The sequence below is a fragment of the Cupriavidus sp. FW305-3-2-15-C-LB2 genome (assembly GCF_058787575.1).
In genome coordinates this window covers 61648-78445 of sequence record NZ_JBYSZW010000010.1, presented here as the reverse complement: position 1 = coordinate 78445, position 16798 = coordinate 61648, and the positions used below count along the sequence as shown (strand labels likewise).

General features: G+C 69.3%; 15 protein-coding genes. 8 read left to right on the top strand and 7 right to left on the bottom strand.

The genetic code is table 11. The features are described 5' to 3' along the window. Positions 1–71: 71 nt before the first annotated feature. Positions 72–692, bottom strand: a complete 621-nt coding sequence (locus AC3WRR_RS10180; RefSeq protein WP_010809995.1) for an FMN-dependent NADH-azoreductase — start codon at positions 690–692, stop codon at positions 72–74. A gap of 140 nt (positions 693–832) precedes the next feature. On the opposite strand from AC3WRR_RS10180, the gene AC3WRR_RS10175 reads away from it, so the two are divergent. The 3 genes from AC3WRR_RS10175 (at position 833) to AC3WRR_RS10165 (ending at position 3228) form a co-directional block, all read left to right on the top strand. Next, positions 833–1780, top strand: a complete 948-nt coding sequence (locus tag AC3WRR_RS10175; RefSeq protein WP_492296850.1) for a LysR family transcriptional regulator — start codon at positions 833–835, stop codon at positions 1778–1780. A gap of 197 nt (positions 1781–1977) precedes the next feature. Beyond that, positions 1978–2397 (top strand): DoxX family protein, encoded by a 420-nt coding sequence (locus tag AC3WRR_RS10170; RefSeq protein WP_010809993.1) that lies wholly within the window; start codon positions 1978–1980, stop codon positions 2395–2397. A 264-nt stretch (positions 2398–2661) separates the two neighbouring features. Next, complete coding sequence (locus tag AC3WRR_RS10165) at positions 2662–3228, top strand: DUF4136 domain-containing protein (protein ID WP_010809992.1); 567 nt, start codon at positions 2662–2664, stop codon at positions 3226–3228. A 7-nt stretch (positions 3229–3235) separates the two neighbouring features. On the opposite strand, the gene AC3WRR_RS10160 is transcribed toward AC3WRR_RS10165, so the two are convergent. Continuing rightward, positions 3236–4462, bottom strand: coding sequence for an EAL domain-containing response regulator (locus AC3WRR_RS10160; RefSeq protein WP_492296848.1), 1227 nt, complete (start codon positions 4460–4462; stop codon positions 3236–3238). A gap of 253 nt (positions 4463–4715) precedes the next feature. Between AC3WRR_RS10160 and AC3WRR_RS10155 the strand changes: the two genes are divergently transcribed. Both AC3WRR_RS10155 and AC3WRR_RS10150 read left to right on the top strand, forming a co-directional pair. Continuing rightward, entirely contained in the window at positions 4716–7949 is a 3234-nt protein-coding gene (locus AC3WRR_RS10155; RefSeq protein ID WP_492296881.1) for a DNA translocase FtsK 4TM domain-containing protein, read from the top strand. A gap of 39 nt (positions 7950–7988) precedes the next feature. Then, on the top strand, positions 7989–8324 hold the full coding sequence (locus AC3WRR_RS10150; RefSeq protein ID WP_492296847.1) for a cupin domain-containing protein: 336 nt from the start codon (positions 7989–7991) through the stop codon (positions 8322–8324). A gap of 34 nt (positions 8325–8358) precedes the next feature. Here AC3WRR_RS10150 and AC3WRR_RS10145 read toward each other — a convergent pair whose 3' ends face one another. The 4 genes from AC3WRR_RS10145 to AC3WRR_RS10130 are packed head-to-tail and all read right to left on the bottom strand — an operon-like array spanning position 8359 to position 11998. Next, the gene (locus tag AC3WRR_RS10145; RefSeq protein WP_010811546.1) at positions 8359–8955 is read right to left on the bottom strand and encodes a peroxidase-related enzyme; all 597 of its coding nucleotides are present in this window, start codon (positions 8953–8955) and stop codon (positions 8359–8361) included. Then, on the bottom strand, positions 8952–9488 hold the full coding sequence (locus AC3WRR_RS10140) for a CMD domain protein (protein ID WP_010811547.1): 537 nt from the start codon (positions 9486–9488) through the stop codon (positions 8952–8954). Before AC3WRR_RS10140 ends, AC3WRR_RS10145 begins: the two co-directional genes overlap by 4 nt. A gap of 31 nt (positions 9489–9519) precedes the next feature. After that, complete coding sequence (locus AC3WRR_RS10135; RefSeq protein WP_058697297.1) at positions 9520–10995, bottom strand: FAD-dependent oxidoreductase; 1476 nt, start codon at positions 10993–10995, stop codon at positions 9520–9522. Continuing rightward, positions 10988–11998, bottom strand: coding sequence for a LysR family transcriptional regulator (locus AC3WRR_RS10130; RefSeq protein WP_011615164.1), 1011 nt, complete (start codon positions 11996–11998; stop codon positions 10988–10990). Before AC3WRR_RS10130 ends, AC3WRR_RS10135 begins: the two co-directional genes overlap by 8 nt. Positions 11999–12218: 220 nt before the next feature. Between AC3WRR_RS10130 and AC3WRR_RS10125 the strand changes: the two genes are divergently transcribed. Next, complete coding sequence (locus AC3WRR_RS10125; RefSeq protein ID WP_454749619.1) at positions 12219–13700, top strand: glycine betaine ABC transporter substrate-binding protein; 1482 nt, start codon at positions 12219–12221, stop codon at positions 13698–13700. On the opposite strand, the gene AC3WRR_RS10120 is transcribed toward AC3WRR_RS10125, so the two are convergent. Then, on the bottom strand, positions 13697–15115 hold the full coding sequence (locus tag AC3WRR_RS10120; RefSeq protein ID WP_010811551.1) for an aminotransferase-like domain-containing protein: 1419 nt from the start codon (positions 15113–15115) through the stop codon (positions 13697–13699). The genes AC3WRR_RS10125 and AC3WRR_RS10120 overlap by 4 nt on opposite strands. Before the next feature lie 147 nt (positions 15116–15262). Between AC3WRR_RS10120 and AC3WRR_RS10115 the strand changes: the two genes are divergently transcribed. Both AC3WRR_RS10115 and AC3WRR_RS10110 read left to right on the top strand, forming a co-directional pair. Beyond that, complete coding sequence (locus AC3WRR_RS10115; protein WP_010811552.1) at positions 15263–15448, top strand: DUF2970 domain-containing protein; 186 nt, start codon at positions 15263–15265, stop codon at positions 15446–15448. Between the two features lie 15 nt (positions 15449–15463). After that, positions 15464–16798 (top strand): cytochrome c, encoded by a 1335-nt coding sequence (locus AC3WRR_RS10110; protein WP_011615167.1) that lies wholly within the window; start codon positions 15464–15466, stop codon positions 16796–16798.

The following is a 16798-nucleotide window of genomic DNA, read 5'->3' as shown; positions in this document are numbered from 1 at the left end:
ATCCATCATAGACCCGATCCGTCCGCGGGGCGAGCCGGCGCCGTCCTGCAGCGCCGGCCGTCCACAGGACTTCAGGCGGCCAGGCGGCTGGCGTCGTTCAGCGCCGCGATTTCGGTGCGGGCGCTGGCCAGGCCGGCTTCGCGGAACTGCGGACCCATGGCCAGGCCGTGGGCACGCACGTAGGTGATGTCGGTGATGCCCAGGAAGCGGAACACGATGTCGACGGTCTTTTCGTGCAGGTCCAGTTCATTGGCATCCTGGCGCACGCCGCCGCGCGACGACACCACGATCACGCGCTTGCCGCCGGCCAGGCCCACCGGGCCGTTCTCGGTGTACTTGAAGGTGCGGCCAGCCTGCGCGATGCGGTCGATCCAGGCCTTGAGCTGGCTGGGGATGCTGAAGTTGTACTGAGGCACGCCCACCACCAGCACGTCGGCGGCCAGGAATTCGGCCAGCCATTGCTCGGTGCGCTGCAGCTCGGCTTCCTGGATGGCGCTCAGGCCTTCCTTCGGGCCGCCCAGCACGGGCAGCAGGTTGCCGGACAGGTGCGCCGGAGCGTCCTGGTCCAGATCGCGCACGGTGACCTTGGCGTCCGGGGTGGCGGCGACCAGGTCGGCCACCACGCTGGCGGTCAGGCTGCGCGAAACGGAGTTGTCGCCAAGTACGCTGGAATCGATCTGCAGGATGTTCATGTCTATCTCCACAAGGTGTGCGGTTGCGATGGATGAAAGATAGCGGCTGGCCATTGGTATCGGTAGTGAGGCAAAATGCAAATGATTGTTCTGCCGGCGCAACGCCAGCCTGGCGGCCGCACGTGATCCCGGAGCCATCCATGCAAGACCTCAACGACTTGTCCCTGTTTGCCCAGGTGTTCGAACACGGCAGTTTTTCCGCGGCCAGCCGCGCCTCAGGCGTGCCCAAGTCGCGCCTGAGCCGGCGCATCGCCCAGCTGGAACGCGACCTGGGCGTGCAGCTGCTGCGCCGCACGACACGGCAGGTGCGCGTTACGCCGCTTGGTGAATCCTTCTACGAACGCTGCCGCGCCATGCTCAATGAGGCCAAGGCGGCCCGCGAGGTCATCGAGCAGGCGCGCGAGCAGCCTGGCGGCACGCTGCGCGTGAGCTGCCCGATCGCCATCGCCCAGATCCTGCTGGCGCCGGCCATCGGCCATTTCATGCGCGCCAACCCGGCCGTGCGGATCGAGCTGGAGACCACCAACCGGCGCGTGGACGTGATCGGCGAAGGCTTCGACCTGGCCCTGCGCGTGCGCGAGTCCATGGAGGACTCCAGCCTGGCCGTGCGCACCTTCGGTGAAAGCCAGCTGATGCTGGTGGCCAGCCCCGCGCTGCTGGATAGCATCGGCCGCCCGCGCACACCGCAGGCGCTGGATGGCATGCCCGGCGTGGGCCAGCCGCCGCACGACGGCAAGCATGTCTGGACCCTGCGCTGCAAGACCAACGACTCGATCCAGATTGCCTATGAACCGCGCCTGGTCACCGAAGACTTCGTGCTGCTGCGCGAGGCGGCGATCGCCGGCGCGGGCGTGGCCATGCTGCCGCGGATGTATTGCCGCGATGCGCTGGAAAGCGGCGAGCTGGAACTGGTGTTGCCGCAGTACGACATGCCGGTCGGCACGCTGCACGCGGTGTTCCCCTCCCGCAAGGGCGTGACGCCTGCCACCCGGCGCTTTCTCGACTTCCTGGGCGAGGTCCTGCCCGAATGCGCATACAAGGTCGGCATGCTTGAGCCGCGGCAGCCAGCGATGCACCGGGTGGTGTAGCGCAGGCCTTCCGGATACGGCATGGCGGGATTGGCGAGGTGGTGTGCCGGTCGCATCCCGGCCAGCAGGCAGTCTCGTATTTGCGGCTTTACCTTCACGCCGCCTCGCACTAAGGTACAGGGGCGAGCCTTGCGCGTGAGGGTAAAGGCGCTTGGCTTCGACAACCAACTCGACAGACAACGGCAAGGAGAACGGCCATGGGTGGCTCTCAGGGTTCCCAGGACTTGGGCAAGGCGCTGCTGCGCATCGTGCTTGGCGTGTTGATCCTGATGCACGGCATCGCCAAGCTGACCGGTGCGTCCGGCATGGGCTTTGTGGGGAAGGTGGTCGCCGACGCCGGCTTGCCGGCATGGCTGGCCTACGGCGTCTACATTGGGGAAGTCGTGGCCCCGATCCTGCTGATCATCGGGCTGTGGAGCCGGCTGGCGGCGCTGATCGTTGCCATCAACATGGTGTTTGCGGTGGCGCTGGTGCATACCAAGCAGCTCGGCATGCTGTCCGATACCGGCGGCTGGGCGCTTGAGTTGCAGGGGATGTTCCTGGCCGCGGCGCTGGCGGTGGCCCTGCTGGGGGCGGGCCGGTTCAGCGTGGGCGGCATCAATGGCAAGCTGAACTAGTGCCCTGTTCCGCAAATACCTTGCCATGAAATCGCCCAGTTGGCCGCCATGCGTCGTTGCTCGTCGTTGCCATAGCTACGGCTATGGCGCCTCCTCGCGTTTAGCCTGACGACCAACTGGACGATTTCATTTTGGCAAGCCATCTGCGGAACAGGACACTAGCCCATCGGGTCAGATGGCGTACGGTGCGCCGGCGTTCCGGCGCCGGTGGCGCTTGCGCGTGGCTGCATGTGCGCGCTGCCGCGGACATCATGGAGATGTATCGTGAAACCCTTCCGGCAGCTCTTTCCCGTCGTGGCCGCGGCGCTGGTCCTGTCAGGCTGCGCCAGCGTGCCCGACATCAAGACTGACTACAATCGCAGCACTGACTTCAGTGCCTACCGCAGCTTTGGCTTCGTCGAGCATCTCGGCACCGACCGCCAGGGCTATGAAAGCCTGACCACCCAGTACTTCAAGTCTGCCGTGCAGCGGGAACTGACCGCGCGCGGCTACCGCTATGCGGCGCAGTCGCCGGACTTGCTGGTCAACTTCAATGCCCGGCTGCAGGAGAAGGTCCAGGTCAGCCCGGCGCCGACGCCGATGATGGGGTATTACGGTTATCGCGGCGGGCTGTATGCGCCGTGGCCGGGCTACGGCTTCTATAACGACGTCTATACCTACACCGAAGGCACGGTCAACATCGACCTGGTCGACCGGCGCCAGATGAAGCTGGTCTGGGAAGGCGTGGCGGTGGGCAGCGTGGACACCAGCGACAAGGCCAGCGCCCAGCAGCGCATCGACAAGACCGTGGCGCAGATCTTTGCCAAGTATCCGTTCCGGGCCGCGCAGTAGGGCCAGCTCACGCCGCCGGCGTGACTGCCGCCCGGTCGATGGCATCCGCGACGAAGACCTCGGCCGGCTTGGGCGCGGACCACAGGTAGCCCTGGCCCAGCGGGCAGCGCAGCGCCAGCAGCGCTGCGCGCTGGGCGTCGGTCTCGACGCCTTCGGCCACGCACTCCAGGCCCAGCTCGCGCGCCAGGTTGATCATGTTGCGGCAGATCGCGGCACGCTGGCCATGCCCGTCGACCTCGACAACGAACGAGCGGTCGAGCTTCAACTGCGTGAAAGGCAGGTCCGCCAGCAGCCTGAGCGTGGCGATGCCAACGCCGAAATCGTCGATCGCCACGCCGTAGCCGAGCAGCCGCAAGCGGTTCAGCGCGACCGACAGCGCCAGCGTATCGGGCACCGGATAGCCCTCGGTCAATTCCACCGTCAGCGCGTGCCGCGGCACGCCGCTGGCGGTCACCAGGGCATCGAACGTCTCCAGCACACCGGGCCGGCACAGGGTTTGCGCCGAGGCATTGATGCCCAGCGTGATGTGGATGCCCGCCGCGCGCAGCCGCTGCTGCGCTGCCAGGCACTGGCGGGCCACGAAGAAGAACACCGGGTCGGCCGCGTCGAGCGCTTCGAGCCGTGGGATAAAGAGGTCGGGCTGCACCAGACCGTGTTCGGGATGGCGCCAGCGCACCAGTGCCTCGGCACCGGCCAGCCGGCCGCTGGCAATCTCGTGCTGGGGCTGCAGCATGACCAGCAGGTCCGTGCCCGAGCGGGTGGCGGGGACCAGTTCTGCGTCGTCGGGCGACCACGCCGGCGCGGTGGATTCGCTAACAGGCTGGCGCACCAGCGCATCGGCCAGGATCTCTTCCACCGCATCGCGCGACAGCGGCTTGCGCAGCGCGTGCACGCGCGGGATGCCGGCGGCGTGCGCCAGGCCGCGGTTTGAATCCAGGATGTCCTCCGCCAGCGCCGTCACCCAGACCCATACCGGCGCCGTCCCGGCAAAGGCATGCTGCCCGCGCCGGTGCAGTTCGGCAATCAGCTCGGGGCCGTTGCCGCCAGGCATTTCGATGTCGCAGAACACGATGTCGAACGGTTCGCGTGCAAGGATCTCGGCCGCCTGCGTGCCGTTTTCAGCTGAAACCAGGGTCTGCACGCCCAGATACCGCAGCAGCCCCTCGGCCGCGACGCGCTGGAACGGATGGTCTTCGACGACAAGAACGCGCAGCCTGGCGTAGCGGATCGGCATGGGGGAGGGGAAGGCGGCGGGCCGCCGGAGTGCAATTCGATTGGGGGTTGCCGCATGGTAGCGCGGCGCCGCTGCGCCAACCACCGGATGGCGCAAAGTCTGGCGCCGCTGGCATGCGGAATCGCACAGGGGATCGTTGCGCAATCGCCCCGGAAACGCGCTGCGTTACGAATATTTGCGCTTTCCGATTCAATCGCCGCCTGCCATAACCGCTACAATCGCTGCCCGTAGTTTTGAACATGGCATGTCGATAATGGGTTTTGGCTGGTTCGGATTTTCGACTTTCTGGATAGTGCCGCTGGTCTGGCGGCTGGTGACGCGCTGGCTCGCCGGCGAGCGCCGGCTGGCAGGGCCCGGCTCATTGCGCGTCTGGCTCGGCACGCTCGCCGTGCTGTGCGCGAGCGCCTGCCTCGAAGCGCTGACCAGCGGCACCGATCCGGAATCGAGCGCTGGCGGTTCGGCCGGCCGCGCGCTGGCCGGCATGATGGGCAACCTGTTCGGCTGGACCGGTGCCTTGCTGTTGATGCTGGGCGTGCTGGCGCTGGCCGCGCCGATGGTGTTCGGTGAAACCTGGCGCAGCCTGTTCTCGCGCAAGCCGCGCCGCGCCGCCGCGCCTGACGCGGCGCCGGAAGAGCCGCCGGTTTCCTTTGCTGCCACCCAGCCGATGCGCGACGCAGAGCGCCGCGATGCGCCGGCGGCAGGCACCCCCGGCTGGACCGCGCCCGCCACGCGCCATCGCAGCTTTGAGGCAGTCTCGGCGCGCCGCCAGCCCGCCTGGCAACCGCCGCGCCGCACGCGTGAATCCCCGCCGCAGCCGGGCGAGATCTGGCTGCACCACGCCGAGTCGCCGGGCGCGGTCAAGCCGGCGCGCGCCGCGCCGCCCGCACCTGTGGCGGCGGCACCGGCGCCGCGTCCGGCCCAGCCGGCGGCGCGCAGGCCGGCCCCGACGGCAGCCCCTTCACCGGCTCCGGCGCCGCGGCCGGCGCAGTCCCTGCGCGGCACGGTCGTCAGCAGCCCGTTCCGCCAGCCGCAGCCGCTGGTGCGTTCGGCGATTACGACGCTGCCCGAGGCTTCCGGCAAGAGCATCGCCGCGGCCGCTGCTTCAGTCACCGTAGCTGCCGCCGTATCCGCGCCGGCCGAAGCCGAAGCCGAAGCCGCCGCCGCTGCGCCGGCGCCCACTGGCGCCACGCAAGCCGTGGCCGCTCCCGCGCAGCCGGTTACCAGCCCGGAACCTGAGGTAGTGGCAGTGCCCGAAGCGCCTGCCATGGAACCAGTGTCCGCAGACACCGATATCGTTGGCGATATTGCGCCGGAAGCCGTGCCGGCCGAAGCCGACGAAGCCACGCTTGCCGCGATCCGGCAGGAAGCCCTTGACCTGCTGGCCGAGTTGCAGGCGCTGGCCGGCAAGCCGGTAGTGCCGCAAGCGGCTGCGCCGCAACCGCAACAACTGGACGCGGCTGTGCCGGATTCGGCGCCGGACATTGCCGGCGACGCAGAACCGCAAGCACTGGCTACCGTCACCCTGCCAGCCGAAGCCGAAGCCGAAGCCGAAGCCGAAGCGAGGAGCGGAGATCACGCCGTTGTCATTGGGGAACCCGAAGCGCTGGCAGCAGCCGGGCCCGCACTGGATATCACCGGCGCCGAGGCAGTAGCCCAGGCCGTGGCAAGCTCCGCGATGGAAGAGGGCAGCGCTCTCGATGCCAGCACCCCGGCACCCGCGGAGGACAGCGAACCGGACGGATTGATGGACGGCAACGGCCTGATCGCCGAGGAGGCGGAACCCGATGCGGCCGAGCCTGCCGAGGCAGCAGCACTGCCTGAAGCGAGCGAGGCCCCGGAAGTCCCTGAGCCCGCTGAGGCGCCTGCACTGAACCAGGCTCCGGTCCCGGCCGCCAAGCCGCGCATCGTGCTGCCCGCCGTGGTCGGCCGCACCGTGCCGCTGGCTGCCGCCCAGCCTGCGCCCGTGCCGGTGCCGGTCGCGCCGCCGCCGCCGCGCCCCATCGTTGACTACCGCCTGCCACCGGCCGACCTGCTGGAGACCGGGGTGGACAGCGCCGAACAGGTGTCGGAAGAACGCCTGCGCGAAACCGGCGAGCTGATCGCCCAGCGGCTGGCCGAGTTCAAGGTGCCAGTCGCCGTGGTCGGCGCCGGCGCCGGCCCGGTGATCACCCGCTTCGAGGTCGAGCCCGCCATGGGCGTGCGCGGCGCCCAGGTGGTCGGACTGATGAAGGACCTGGCGCGCGCGCTGGGCGTGACCTCGATCCGCGTGGTCGAGACCATTCCCGGCAAGACCTGCATGGGGCTGGAGCTGCCCAATGCGCGCCGGCAGATGATCCGGCTGTCGGAGATCGTCAACGCGGCCTCGTTCCAGGCGCACCATTCGCGGCTGGTGCTGGCCATGGGCAAGGACATCACCGGCAATCCGGTGGTGACCGACCTGGCACGCGCACCGCACCTGCTGGTGGCCGGCACCACCGGCTCGGGCAAGTCGGTGGCGGTCAACGCCATGATCCTGTCGATGCTGTACAAGGCCACGCCCGAAGATGTGCGCCTGATCATGATCGACCCCAAGATGCTGGAACTGTCGGTCTATGAGGGCATCCCCCACCTGCTGGCGCCGGTGGTCACCGACATGAAGCAGGCCGCGCACGCGCTCAACTGGTGCGTCGGCGAGATGGAAAAGCGCTACAAGCTGATGTCGGCTCTGGGCGTGCGCAACCTGGCCGGCTACAACCAGAAGATCCGCGCCGCGGAGGCCGCCGAGCGCAAAGTGCCGAACCCGTTCTCGCTGACGCCGGACGCGCCCGAGCCGCTGTCGCGCCTGCCGATGATCGTGGTGGTGATCGACGAACTGGCCGACCTGATGATGGTCGCCGGCAAGAAGATCGAGGAACTGATCGCGCGCCTGGCGCAGAAGGCGCGCGCCGCCGGCATCCACCTGATCCTGGCCACGCAGCGCCCCTCGGTGGACGTGATCACCGGCCTGATCAAGGCCAATATCCCGACGCGCGTGGCGTTCCAGGTCTCGTCCAAGATCGATTCGCGCACCATCCTTGACCAGATGGGCGCCGAGAGCCTGCTCGGCCAGGGCGACATGCTGTTCCTGCCGCCTGGCACCGGCTATCCGCAGCGCGTGCATGGCGCTTTTGTTGCCGACGACGAAGTGCACCGCGTGGTGGAACACTGGAAGCAGTTCGGCGAGCCGGACTACGATGAAACCATCCTTGCCGGCGACCCGGCCGAGGCCGGCAGCACCGACCTGTTCGGCGACAGCGGCGGCGACGGCGAGGCCGACCCGCTCTACGACGAAGCCGCCAGCTTTGTGCTGACCAGCCGCCGCGCCTCGATCTCCGCCGTGCAGCGCCAGCTGCGCATCGGCTACAACCGCGCGGCACGCCTGATCGAGCAGATGGAGGTGGCCGGATTGGTGTCGCCGATGGGCCGCAACGGCGCGCGCGACGTACTGGCGCCGGGGCCGGGTAACTGACCGGGGTCGGCAACCACGACTTCCCTTCCAGGAGGCAGCATGCAGCCTGAACACGGAAACCTGCTGGCGGACGTCCCGGCCGGCGCGGCGCAGGAATTTTTCCAGCCGCTGCTGGAACGGCCCGGGCTGCGGATCGAGCGCATCGTCTCCAACGGGCAGGCCAGTCCTGAGGGCTTCTGGTACGACAGCGCAGAGGCGGAATGGGTGCTGCTGGTCAGCGGCAGCGCCGCCATCGAGATCGAAGGCCAGTCCGGCTTGTATCCCATGAAGCCGGGGGATTGGCTGCATCTTCCGGCCCACTGCCGCCACCGGGTGGCGTGGACCGATGCCAGCCAGCCCAGTGTCTGGCTGGCGGTGCATCACAGCGCGGGCTGAGCGCCCGCGCGCATTGCGGCTGGCGCCTGACGGCTTACTCCCCGGATTGCTCCGGAAACACCGGCTCGCCCAGGTTCAGCATCAGCCGGTTCGCCCAGGCAAAGATGGCGATCGAGTGGATCAGGTCCAGGATTTCCGCATCCGTGACGCCCGCTTCCCGCAACGGCTTGAGCTGCTCGGCAGTGACTTCGGCGGGCCGCTCGGTCAGTTCGATCGAGAACTTCGCGATTGCCTGTTCGCGCGCAGTCGTGCCGGCGGTATGGGGATCGTCGAACACCTGGCGGATCACGTCGTTGCGCTTGGCCAGTTGTTCGAAGCGCTGCGCATGCACCGATGCGCAGTAGACGCAGCCATTGATGCGCGATACCACCGTGGTGGAGAGCTCGCGTTCGGCACGCGGCATGCCGCCGGGGGCGTACATGATGGCGTTGAAGGCGGTGGAGCGCTGGCGCAGGATTTCGGGCTGGTGTACCAGGAAGCGGTAGTAATCCTGGACCTTGGCCTTGGGATGGCTCTCTTCGAGTACGGCGACCTGCTCGGGCGTGGCCTGGTCGAGTTCGACCACGTCCAGCCAGGCCTTCCAGTCGAGGACTTCATTGGTGAAGCCGTGGGATTTGATGATCTCGCTCATGCCTGGGCTCCTGCGGCGTTGTCGTTCAGTGCTTTCAGCGCATCCAAGCCGGCCACCAGCCGGACCTGGTACGACAGGAAGGCGATCAGTTGCGCCAGCGTGACCACTGCCGGGGTGCTCAGGCCGGCGGCGGGCAGGGCCTGCAGCGCGGCCTTGTCGCCCTCAACGGGCTTTTCGATCAGCTTGCGGGTGAACTCCAGCATGGCGTGCAGGCGCGTGTCGGCAATATCCTCCGGCTGGCCTTCGGCCGCGGCGCGGACCTGGCTGACATCTGCGCCGGCCTGCTCAAGGCGCGCGCGATAGTGTGCCGCCAGCGCCGTCGACGGCGTCAGGCGTGCCGCGTACAGCGCAACCAGCAGGCGCTCTGCCAGCGACAGGCCAGGCAGGGCGGGGTCGAACAGGGCGTCGTAGCTGCCTTGCGTGGCGGCCACGACCTTGTTGCGCTGGTGGCGCAGCGCGTGTGTCGCGCTACCCGGCGCGAGGCCGGTGAGCTGGTCGATCAGGTCGACCGTGGAAGTCGGGGGCTGGGTCATCGGACTCTCCAGGTTCAGGTCGGGGTGGGATTCAGGCCTTGGCTGCGCGCAGCGCCGGCGGCGGGGCCGGCACCCATTCGTCGCCGAAGACTTCGGGTTCGGCATAGGCCTGCAGCGCGGCGTAGTGCAGCTCAACGTCTTCCCGGTACAGCAGCGCGGCAATGCCCTGGCCGAGCCGGCGTGCGCCGTCGCTGATCGCCGGGATGTCGCCGGACACGGTGCCGTGCGACAGCGCCGCCGGATAGCAGAAGCAGTGGATGCGCGTGACGCCGGGGCAGGCGCCGGGCGTTTTCTCCTGGAATTCGAAGGCTGCGCCGAGATCGGGAGAGTCGGACAGCTCGCGGTCTTCCTGGCCCGCGGGCGGCGCATGGCGGTCGCGCCAGAAGCGGATATGCGGGGCGAAGGCGGCGAACTCCGGCCGTGTTTCCAGCGCGATGCGGAAGCCCGTCGAGAAGATCAGGAAGTCCAGCTCGAACGTGCCCTGCGGTGTCTGCACGTGCAGGACATCGCCTTGCGCCTCGATCGCTTCCAGCGCTGCGCCCAGGTTGAAGTAGGCATTGGCATGGCGCGACACGCGCAGCGTGCTGCCGCGCGGCGGCGGCACCTGCTGGGTGTTGATGTAATGGCGCAGCCGCCATTTCCAGGCATCGGGCAGCCCGTAGTGGCCGAAGGTCAGGCCAGGGTTGCCGGCGCCCTTGCTCTTGTTGACGCGCGGAATGTCCGGGCGGCGGATCAGCATTTCGACGCTGGCGGCGCCCGCCTCCAGCGCGGTCGCGGCGCTGTCCATGCCCGAGGCGCCTGCGCCGACCACGCCCACGCGCTTGCCGCGCAGCTTGGCGTAGTCCATCTCGTCCGACGAGTGCGCCCACAGGTGGCGCGGCAGCGTGTCCGCGACCGGCGGCACGTAGGCACCGCCCAGGCCGTCACGGCCGGTGGCCAGCACCACGCGGCGCGCCAGCACGGTGTGCGGGCCGTCCGGGGTCTGCATCGACAGCGCCACCAGGCCGTCCGCGCGCGGCACGATGGCATCGACCTGGTGCTGGTTGCGGATATCCAGCGCCAGCACCTGGCGGTACCAGCGCAGGTAGTCCATCCATTGCAGGCGCGGGATCTTGTCCAGCGTTTGCCAGGCGGCCTCGCCGAACTGCGCCTCGAACCAGGCGCGGAAGGTCAGGGCCGGCAGGCCCAGCGCGGGGCCGGTCAGCTGCTTGGGCGAGCGCAGCGTCTCCATGCGCGCGGTGGTGGCCCACGGGCCTTCGAAGCCCGCCGGGGCGCGGTCAAAGGCGCGCACGCGGATGCCCAGGTGCGTCAGCGTGGCGCAGGCTGCGAGTCCCGCCATGCCGCCGCCGATGACGGCGACGTCGAGCACGTCCTGGCCATCGTGGCTGCGCGGCATGGTCCAGGCCTTGGCGGGCAGGTCCAGCCAGGACAGGTCCTGGCGCAGGCGCGCTTCAAGCGCGGCCAGGCCGGCGGCGGGGGTAAGGGCGGGGGCGGATAGGTCAGTCATGGCTTGGAAGTCCGGCATCTTGCGTGAGCGTGTCAGCGTCGTCGCTGGCATCGCCATAGAGCGATTGCAGCAGCGCTCCGTGTTCGGCGGGATCGCGCCGCACCAGGTCGGGCAACAGCGCGGCGGCGGCGTCGGCCACGGCCTGCACCAGCCCCAGCACCGCCGTGCTGGCCGGGCGGGCCTGTGGCGTGATCACGCCGAAGTAGAAAGGGATATCGGCATCGATGGGCCGCACGGCGATATCGGCCAGCGGCAGGCCGCGGGCGGTCACCGGCTCCAGCACGGCGATGCCCAGCCCGGCGCGCACCAGGGTCAGCGCGCTGATCGAGGTGTTGGTGTCGATCACGCCCGCTTCGGGCACGCCGGCGCCAGCCAGGGCCCGGTCGACGCGGCGGCGCAGCCGGTACGGGTTCTGCATGGTCACGATGCGGCGCCCGCGGCAGTCCTGCAGCGCGATCGCAGGCTGTGCGGCCAGTGCGTCGTCGGCACGCACGGCTGCGACGCACGCGGACTGGCCGATCCAGTGCACGGTCACGCCGCGGTGTTCCAGCGGCAGGCTGTTCAGACCGATGTCGGCGGCGCCGGTCAGCACCGCGTGCACCACCTGTTCGGGCGACACACTCTGCACCGCGACGCGTTCCGGCGCGCACAGCCCGCGCTCAAAGGCCAGCGCCAGCGCCGGCGGCAGCAGGCCGGCCGCCAGCGCCGGGGTCGCGGCAATGCGCAGGGGCCGGCCATCGCCGCGCGCCAGCGCCGCGGCGCGGGTGCGGATCTGCTGCATGCCGGCCAGCGTCTGCTCGACTTCGTCATAGAGCAGGAAGCCTTGCTCGGTCGGGCTGACGCGCGGGCCGCTGCGGGTGAACAGGGCAAAGCCCAGCTCGGCCTCCAGCTCCTGGATCAGCCGCGTGATGGCCGGCTGCGAGCGGCCGAGCAGGCGCCCGGCGGCGGTGACGCTGCCGGTGGTGACGACTGCGGCGAAGGCTTCCAGTTGCCGGATTTCCATGGCGGGCTGGGTCTCGGGATTAATATATGTGTAATCCGGATTCTGATGCCTTCATCATGCAAATAGCAAATACTATTTCGGGATAAGGACATGCGGCAGCTATGATGTAGCGATGCCGGGCGCACACCGGCCCCATATCGGGACAGACGTTTTGGCTTGGATCCGCGGCAGTCGGGAGATCGGGAGAACAGGGCGCGCGTTGTGGCGGGCAGTGGCCTGGGTGCTGGCTGCCGCACTCGCGGGCGCGATGCCGGCGCGCGCGGCAGATCCGCTGCGTATCGGCTCCAAGCGCTTCACCGAGTCGTACATCCTTGGCGAACTGCTGACCCAGGCCGCGGGGCCGCCCGGCGCCGCGCAGCACCAGCCAGGGCTGGGCAATACCGCGATCGTCTTCGAGGCGCTGAAGGCCGGCGGCATCGACCTCTATCCTGACTACACCGGCACGCTCGCCGCCGAAATCCTCAAACTGCCCCCGGGGGCCGGCCTCGATGCCATCCAGCGGGCACTGGCGCCGATGGGGCTGGGCGCGGCAATTCCGCTTGGTTTCGAGAACACCTACGCGCTGGCCGTGTCCGATGCCCGCGCCGGCGCGCTGCGCCGGCTGAGCGACCTCGCCGCGCAGCCGCAGTTCAGGCTCGGCCTGTCCCACGAGTTCCTGGGGCGCGCCGACGGCTGGCCGGGGCTGGCCAGCCGCTATGGACTGCCGCAACGCCCGGTCGGGCTGGACCATGGCGTCGCCTACGAGGCTTTGGCCGCGGGGCAGGTCGATGCCATCGACATCTATTCCACCGACGCCAAGATCCGCAAGTACAAGCTGCGCGTGCTGGAAGACGACCGGCACTACTTCCCGCGCTACGACGCAGTAGTGGTCTACCGCCTTGACGTACCGCAGCGCTTCCCGCAGGCCTGGCAGGCATTGGAGCGGCTGGCCGGGCGCGTCAGCGCCGACGACATGATCGCCATGAATGCGGCGGCGGAGATCGATGGCCAGTCATTCGATGCAATCGCGCGCGCGTTCCTGGCCGGCACTGCGGGGCAAAAGGCAACGCATGACGGTGCCGAACCGCGCAGCCGGCTGGCTGCCGCGCTGTTCGGGCCCGACACCACGCGCCTGGCGCTGCGCCATGTCGGCCTGGTGGCGGGGGCGGTCGGCGCGGCAACGCTGGTCGGCGTGCCGCTGGGGATGCTGGCGGCGCGGCGGCGGCGCACCGGACAGGCTGTGCTGGGCGTGGTCAACGTGCTGCAGACGGTGCCGTCGCTGGCATTGCTGGCGATGCTGATCCCGCTGCTGGGCCGCATCGGCGTCTGGCCGGCCATGGTGGCGCTGTTTCTCTATGCCTTGCTGCCGATCGTGCGCAATACCGCGACCGGGCTGGAGCAGGTGCCGCAGGGCATGCGCGATGCGGGGCGGGCGCTCGGGCTGCGCGGCGGACAGGTGCTGCGCTATGTAGAACTGCCGCTGGCCTTGCCGGTGCTGCTGGCCGGGGTCAAGACCGCGGCCATCATCAGCGTCGGCACGGCCACAATCGCGGCCTTTGTCGGCGCCGGTGGTTTCGGCGAGCGCATTGCCACCGGGCTGGCGCTCAACGACACAGCGCTGCTGCTGGCCGGCGCAATCCCGGCGGCCGTGCTGGCACTGGTGGTACAGGCAGCGTTCGAGACCCTGGAGTGGGCGCTGCGCCGCCATCGCGATGCGCGCTAGCTGCCTTGCTGCTGCGCGATGAGCCGGCCGAGGGTGGCTACCGCGGCCTCGGCCTCATCGCTCCACAGGTGCCCGTAGTTGAGCCGGATGCAGTTGCGGTAACCCTGCCGCGCCGAGAAGATCGGACCCGGCGCCAGCCCGATGCCTGCCTCCAGTGCGGCGTGGTGCAATGCCAATGCATCGAAGCCGGGCGCAAACTCGACCCACAGGAAATACCCGCCCTCCGGCCGGGACACGCGCACATCTTCCGGGAAGTGCTGGCCGATGGCATCGATCATGCGCCCCTGCTGCATCTCCAGCACATGGCGCAGCTTGCGCAGGTGCTTGTCGTAGCCGCCGTGCTGCAGGTATTCGGCCAGCGCCACCTGCGTGGGCACACCGGCAGACAGCGTGGTCATCAGCTTGAGCCGCTGGATGGCTTCGCCAAAGCGGCCCGGCGCCACCCAGCCGATGCGGAAGCCCGGCGCCAGCGTCTTCGAGAACGAACTGCAGTGCATCACCAGCCCCTGCGTATCGAAGGCCTTGGCTGGCAGCGGGCAGCGGTTGCCGAAGTAGAGCTCGCCATAGACATCGTCCTCGATCAGCGGCACCTGGTGGCGCGCCAGCAAGGCCACCAGCGCCTTCTTCTTGTCTTCCGACATGCTGGCGCCGAGCGGATTCTGGAACTGCGTCATGAACCAGCACGCCTTGACCGGGTGCCGTGACAGTGCGGTGTCGAGCGCGCCCAGGTCGATGCCTTCGGCGGGGTCGACCGGGATCTCAACGGCCTTGAGCCGCAGCCGCTCCAGTGCCTGCAGCGAGGCATAGAAGCCGGGCGATTCGATTGCCACCACGTCGCCCGGCTGCGTCACCGCCATCAGGCACAGGTTGAGCGCCTCGAGCGCGCCGTTGGTGACGATCAGGTCCTCGGCCGGCTGCGGCGCGCCCGCGCCCAGGTAGCGCAGCGCGATCTGGCGGCGCAGCGCGGTATTGCCCGGCGGCAGGTCGTTGACCGAGTACCACGGGTCGAGCGCGCGGCCGGCGCGCGCCAGCGACTTGCCCAGCCGCTCCCACGGGAACAGCTCGGGCGAGGGAAAGGCCGAGCCGAACTGCACCAGCTCGCGGTCACGCGCGCCTTCCAGCACGGCGAAGACCAGCTTGGAGATGTCGACCTGCGTCGACACCTGGCGCGACGGCCGCGCCTGCGGCTGGGGCAGCTCGCGCCGCGCAGGTCCCGCCACGTAGTAGCCGGAGCGCTCGCGCGCCCGCACCAGCCCGCGCTCTTCCAGCCGGTAATAGGCCTGGAAGGCGGTCGACGGGCTGACGCCATACTGGGCCACGGTCTTGCGGATCGACGGCAGGCGCGTGCCCGGCGGCAGGCTGCCGTTGCGGATATCGGCAGCCAGGGTCTCGGCAAGGGCTTCGTAGCGTTTCATGGCGGGCGGGGGCGGGGCGGGTGAGCGCATTATCTCCCGGACAGGCAAACTGATACGTAAGATTCCCTGTTATCTGATGCTGTTATGGATGGCACGGACGGCCCATAATCGGCACTCGTACACAAAGGCGTTGTGCAAGGAGATGCCATGAACCCGTTGAGGCTGTTGCGGACCGTGCTGTGGGGCTTCTTTGGCCTGCGCCAGGGGCAGGAGCACCAGCGCGACCTGGACACCTTGCGCCCGGTACCGCTGATCCTGACTGGCGTGGCCGTGGCCGCCGGGCTGGTGGTGTGCCTGGTGCTTGCGGCAAACTGGGCGGTATCGGCTGCCTGACCTGAAACTGCTCCCATGCATTTCCTGCCCCAAGGACCTGGTATCGCCACAGCCCGTGCGCTGCGCAAGCTGGCCTGCCTGACGCTGGCGGTGCTGCTGCCCGTGGGCATGGCGCTGGCCGCCACCGACACGCAACAGATCGAACGCGGCCGCTACCTGGCGCGCATCGCCAACTGCGCCGCGTGCCATACCAGCGAAGGCGGCAAGCCGTTTGCCGGCGGGCTGCCGATCCGCACGGCGGTCGGCACGGTTCATTCGACCAATATCACGCCCGATGCCGGCAGCGGCATCGGCGCCTATACGCTGGCCGAGTTCGACCGCGCCTTGCGGCACGGCGTGGCGCGCGATGGCAAGCGGCTCTATCCGGCGATGCCGTATCCCTCGTACGCGCGCATGCGTGCCGAGGACGTGGCGGCGCTGTACGCCTACCTGCGTGCCGAGGTGGCGCCGGTCACGCAGCGCAACCCCGCGCCGCAGATGCGTTGGCCGTTCAGCATGCGCAGCCTGCTGGCCGCGTGGAACGTCCTGTTCGTCGATGACGACCCGGTCCGCACCGACCCCGCGCGCGGCGCAGCCTGGAACCGCGGTGCCTACCTGGTGCAGGCGGTGGCGCACTGTGGCGCCTGCCATACGCCGCGCGGCAACCTGTTCGCCGAGAAGGGGCTGGACGAGCGCAGCCGCCATTTCCTGTCCGGGGCGAGCGTGGAGGGCTGGTCCGCCACCAACCTGACCGGTGACCAGGTCACCGGCCTGGGCGCGTGGTCGCGCGCGGATATCGCCGAGTTCCTGCGCACCGGGCGCAACGGGCACGCGACCTCGTTCGGGCCGATGTCCACGGTGATCTCCACCGCCACCCAGTACATGAGCGCGCCCGACCTCGATGCCGTGGCCGCCTACCTGAAATCCCTGCCCGGCGCGCGCGGCGAGGACAAGCCGTTCCGGCATGATGCCGCCACCGCGCAGCAACTGCGGCAGGGCCGCTTCGATGTGCCCGGTGCGCGCCAGTACGCGGTGTTCTGCATGCCTTGCCACGGCGCCGACGGCAAGGGCTTTGCCCGCGTGTTCCCGCCGCTGGCCGGCAACCCCACCGTGGCCGATCCCGACCCGGCCTCGCTGGTGAACCTGCTGCTCGACGGCGCCGTGACCGCGCGCGTGGGCACCGCGCCGGCGGATTACCACATGCCCGGCTATGGCTGGACGCTGGACGACCAGGAACTGGCCAATGTGCTGACCTTTATCCGCGGCAGCTGGGGCAACCGCGCGGCGCCGGTGCCGGAAGCCGCCGTGGCGGCACGGCGCAAAGAGCTGGCCGCGCAGCACCCGGCCGCGGCAGGCGACGCATCCCGATGA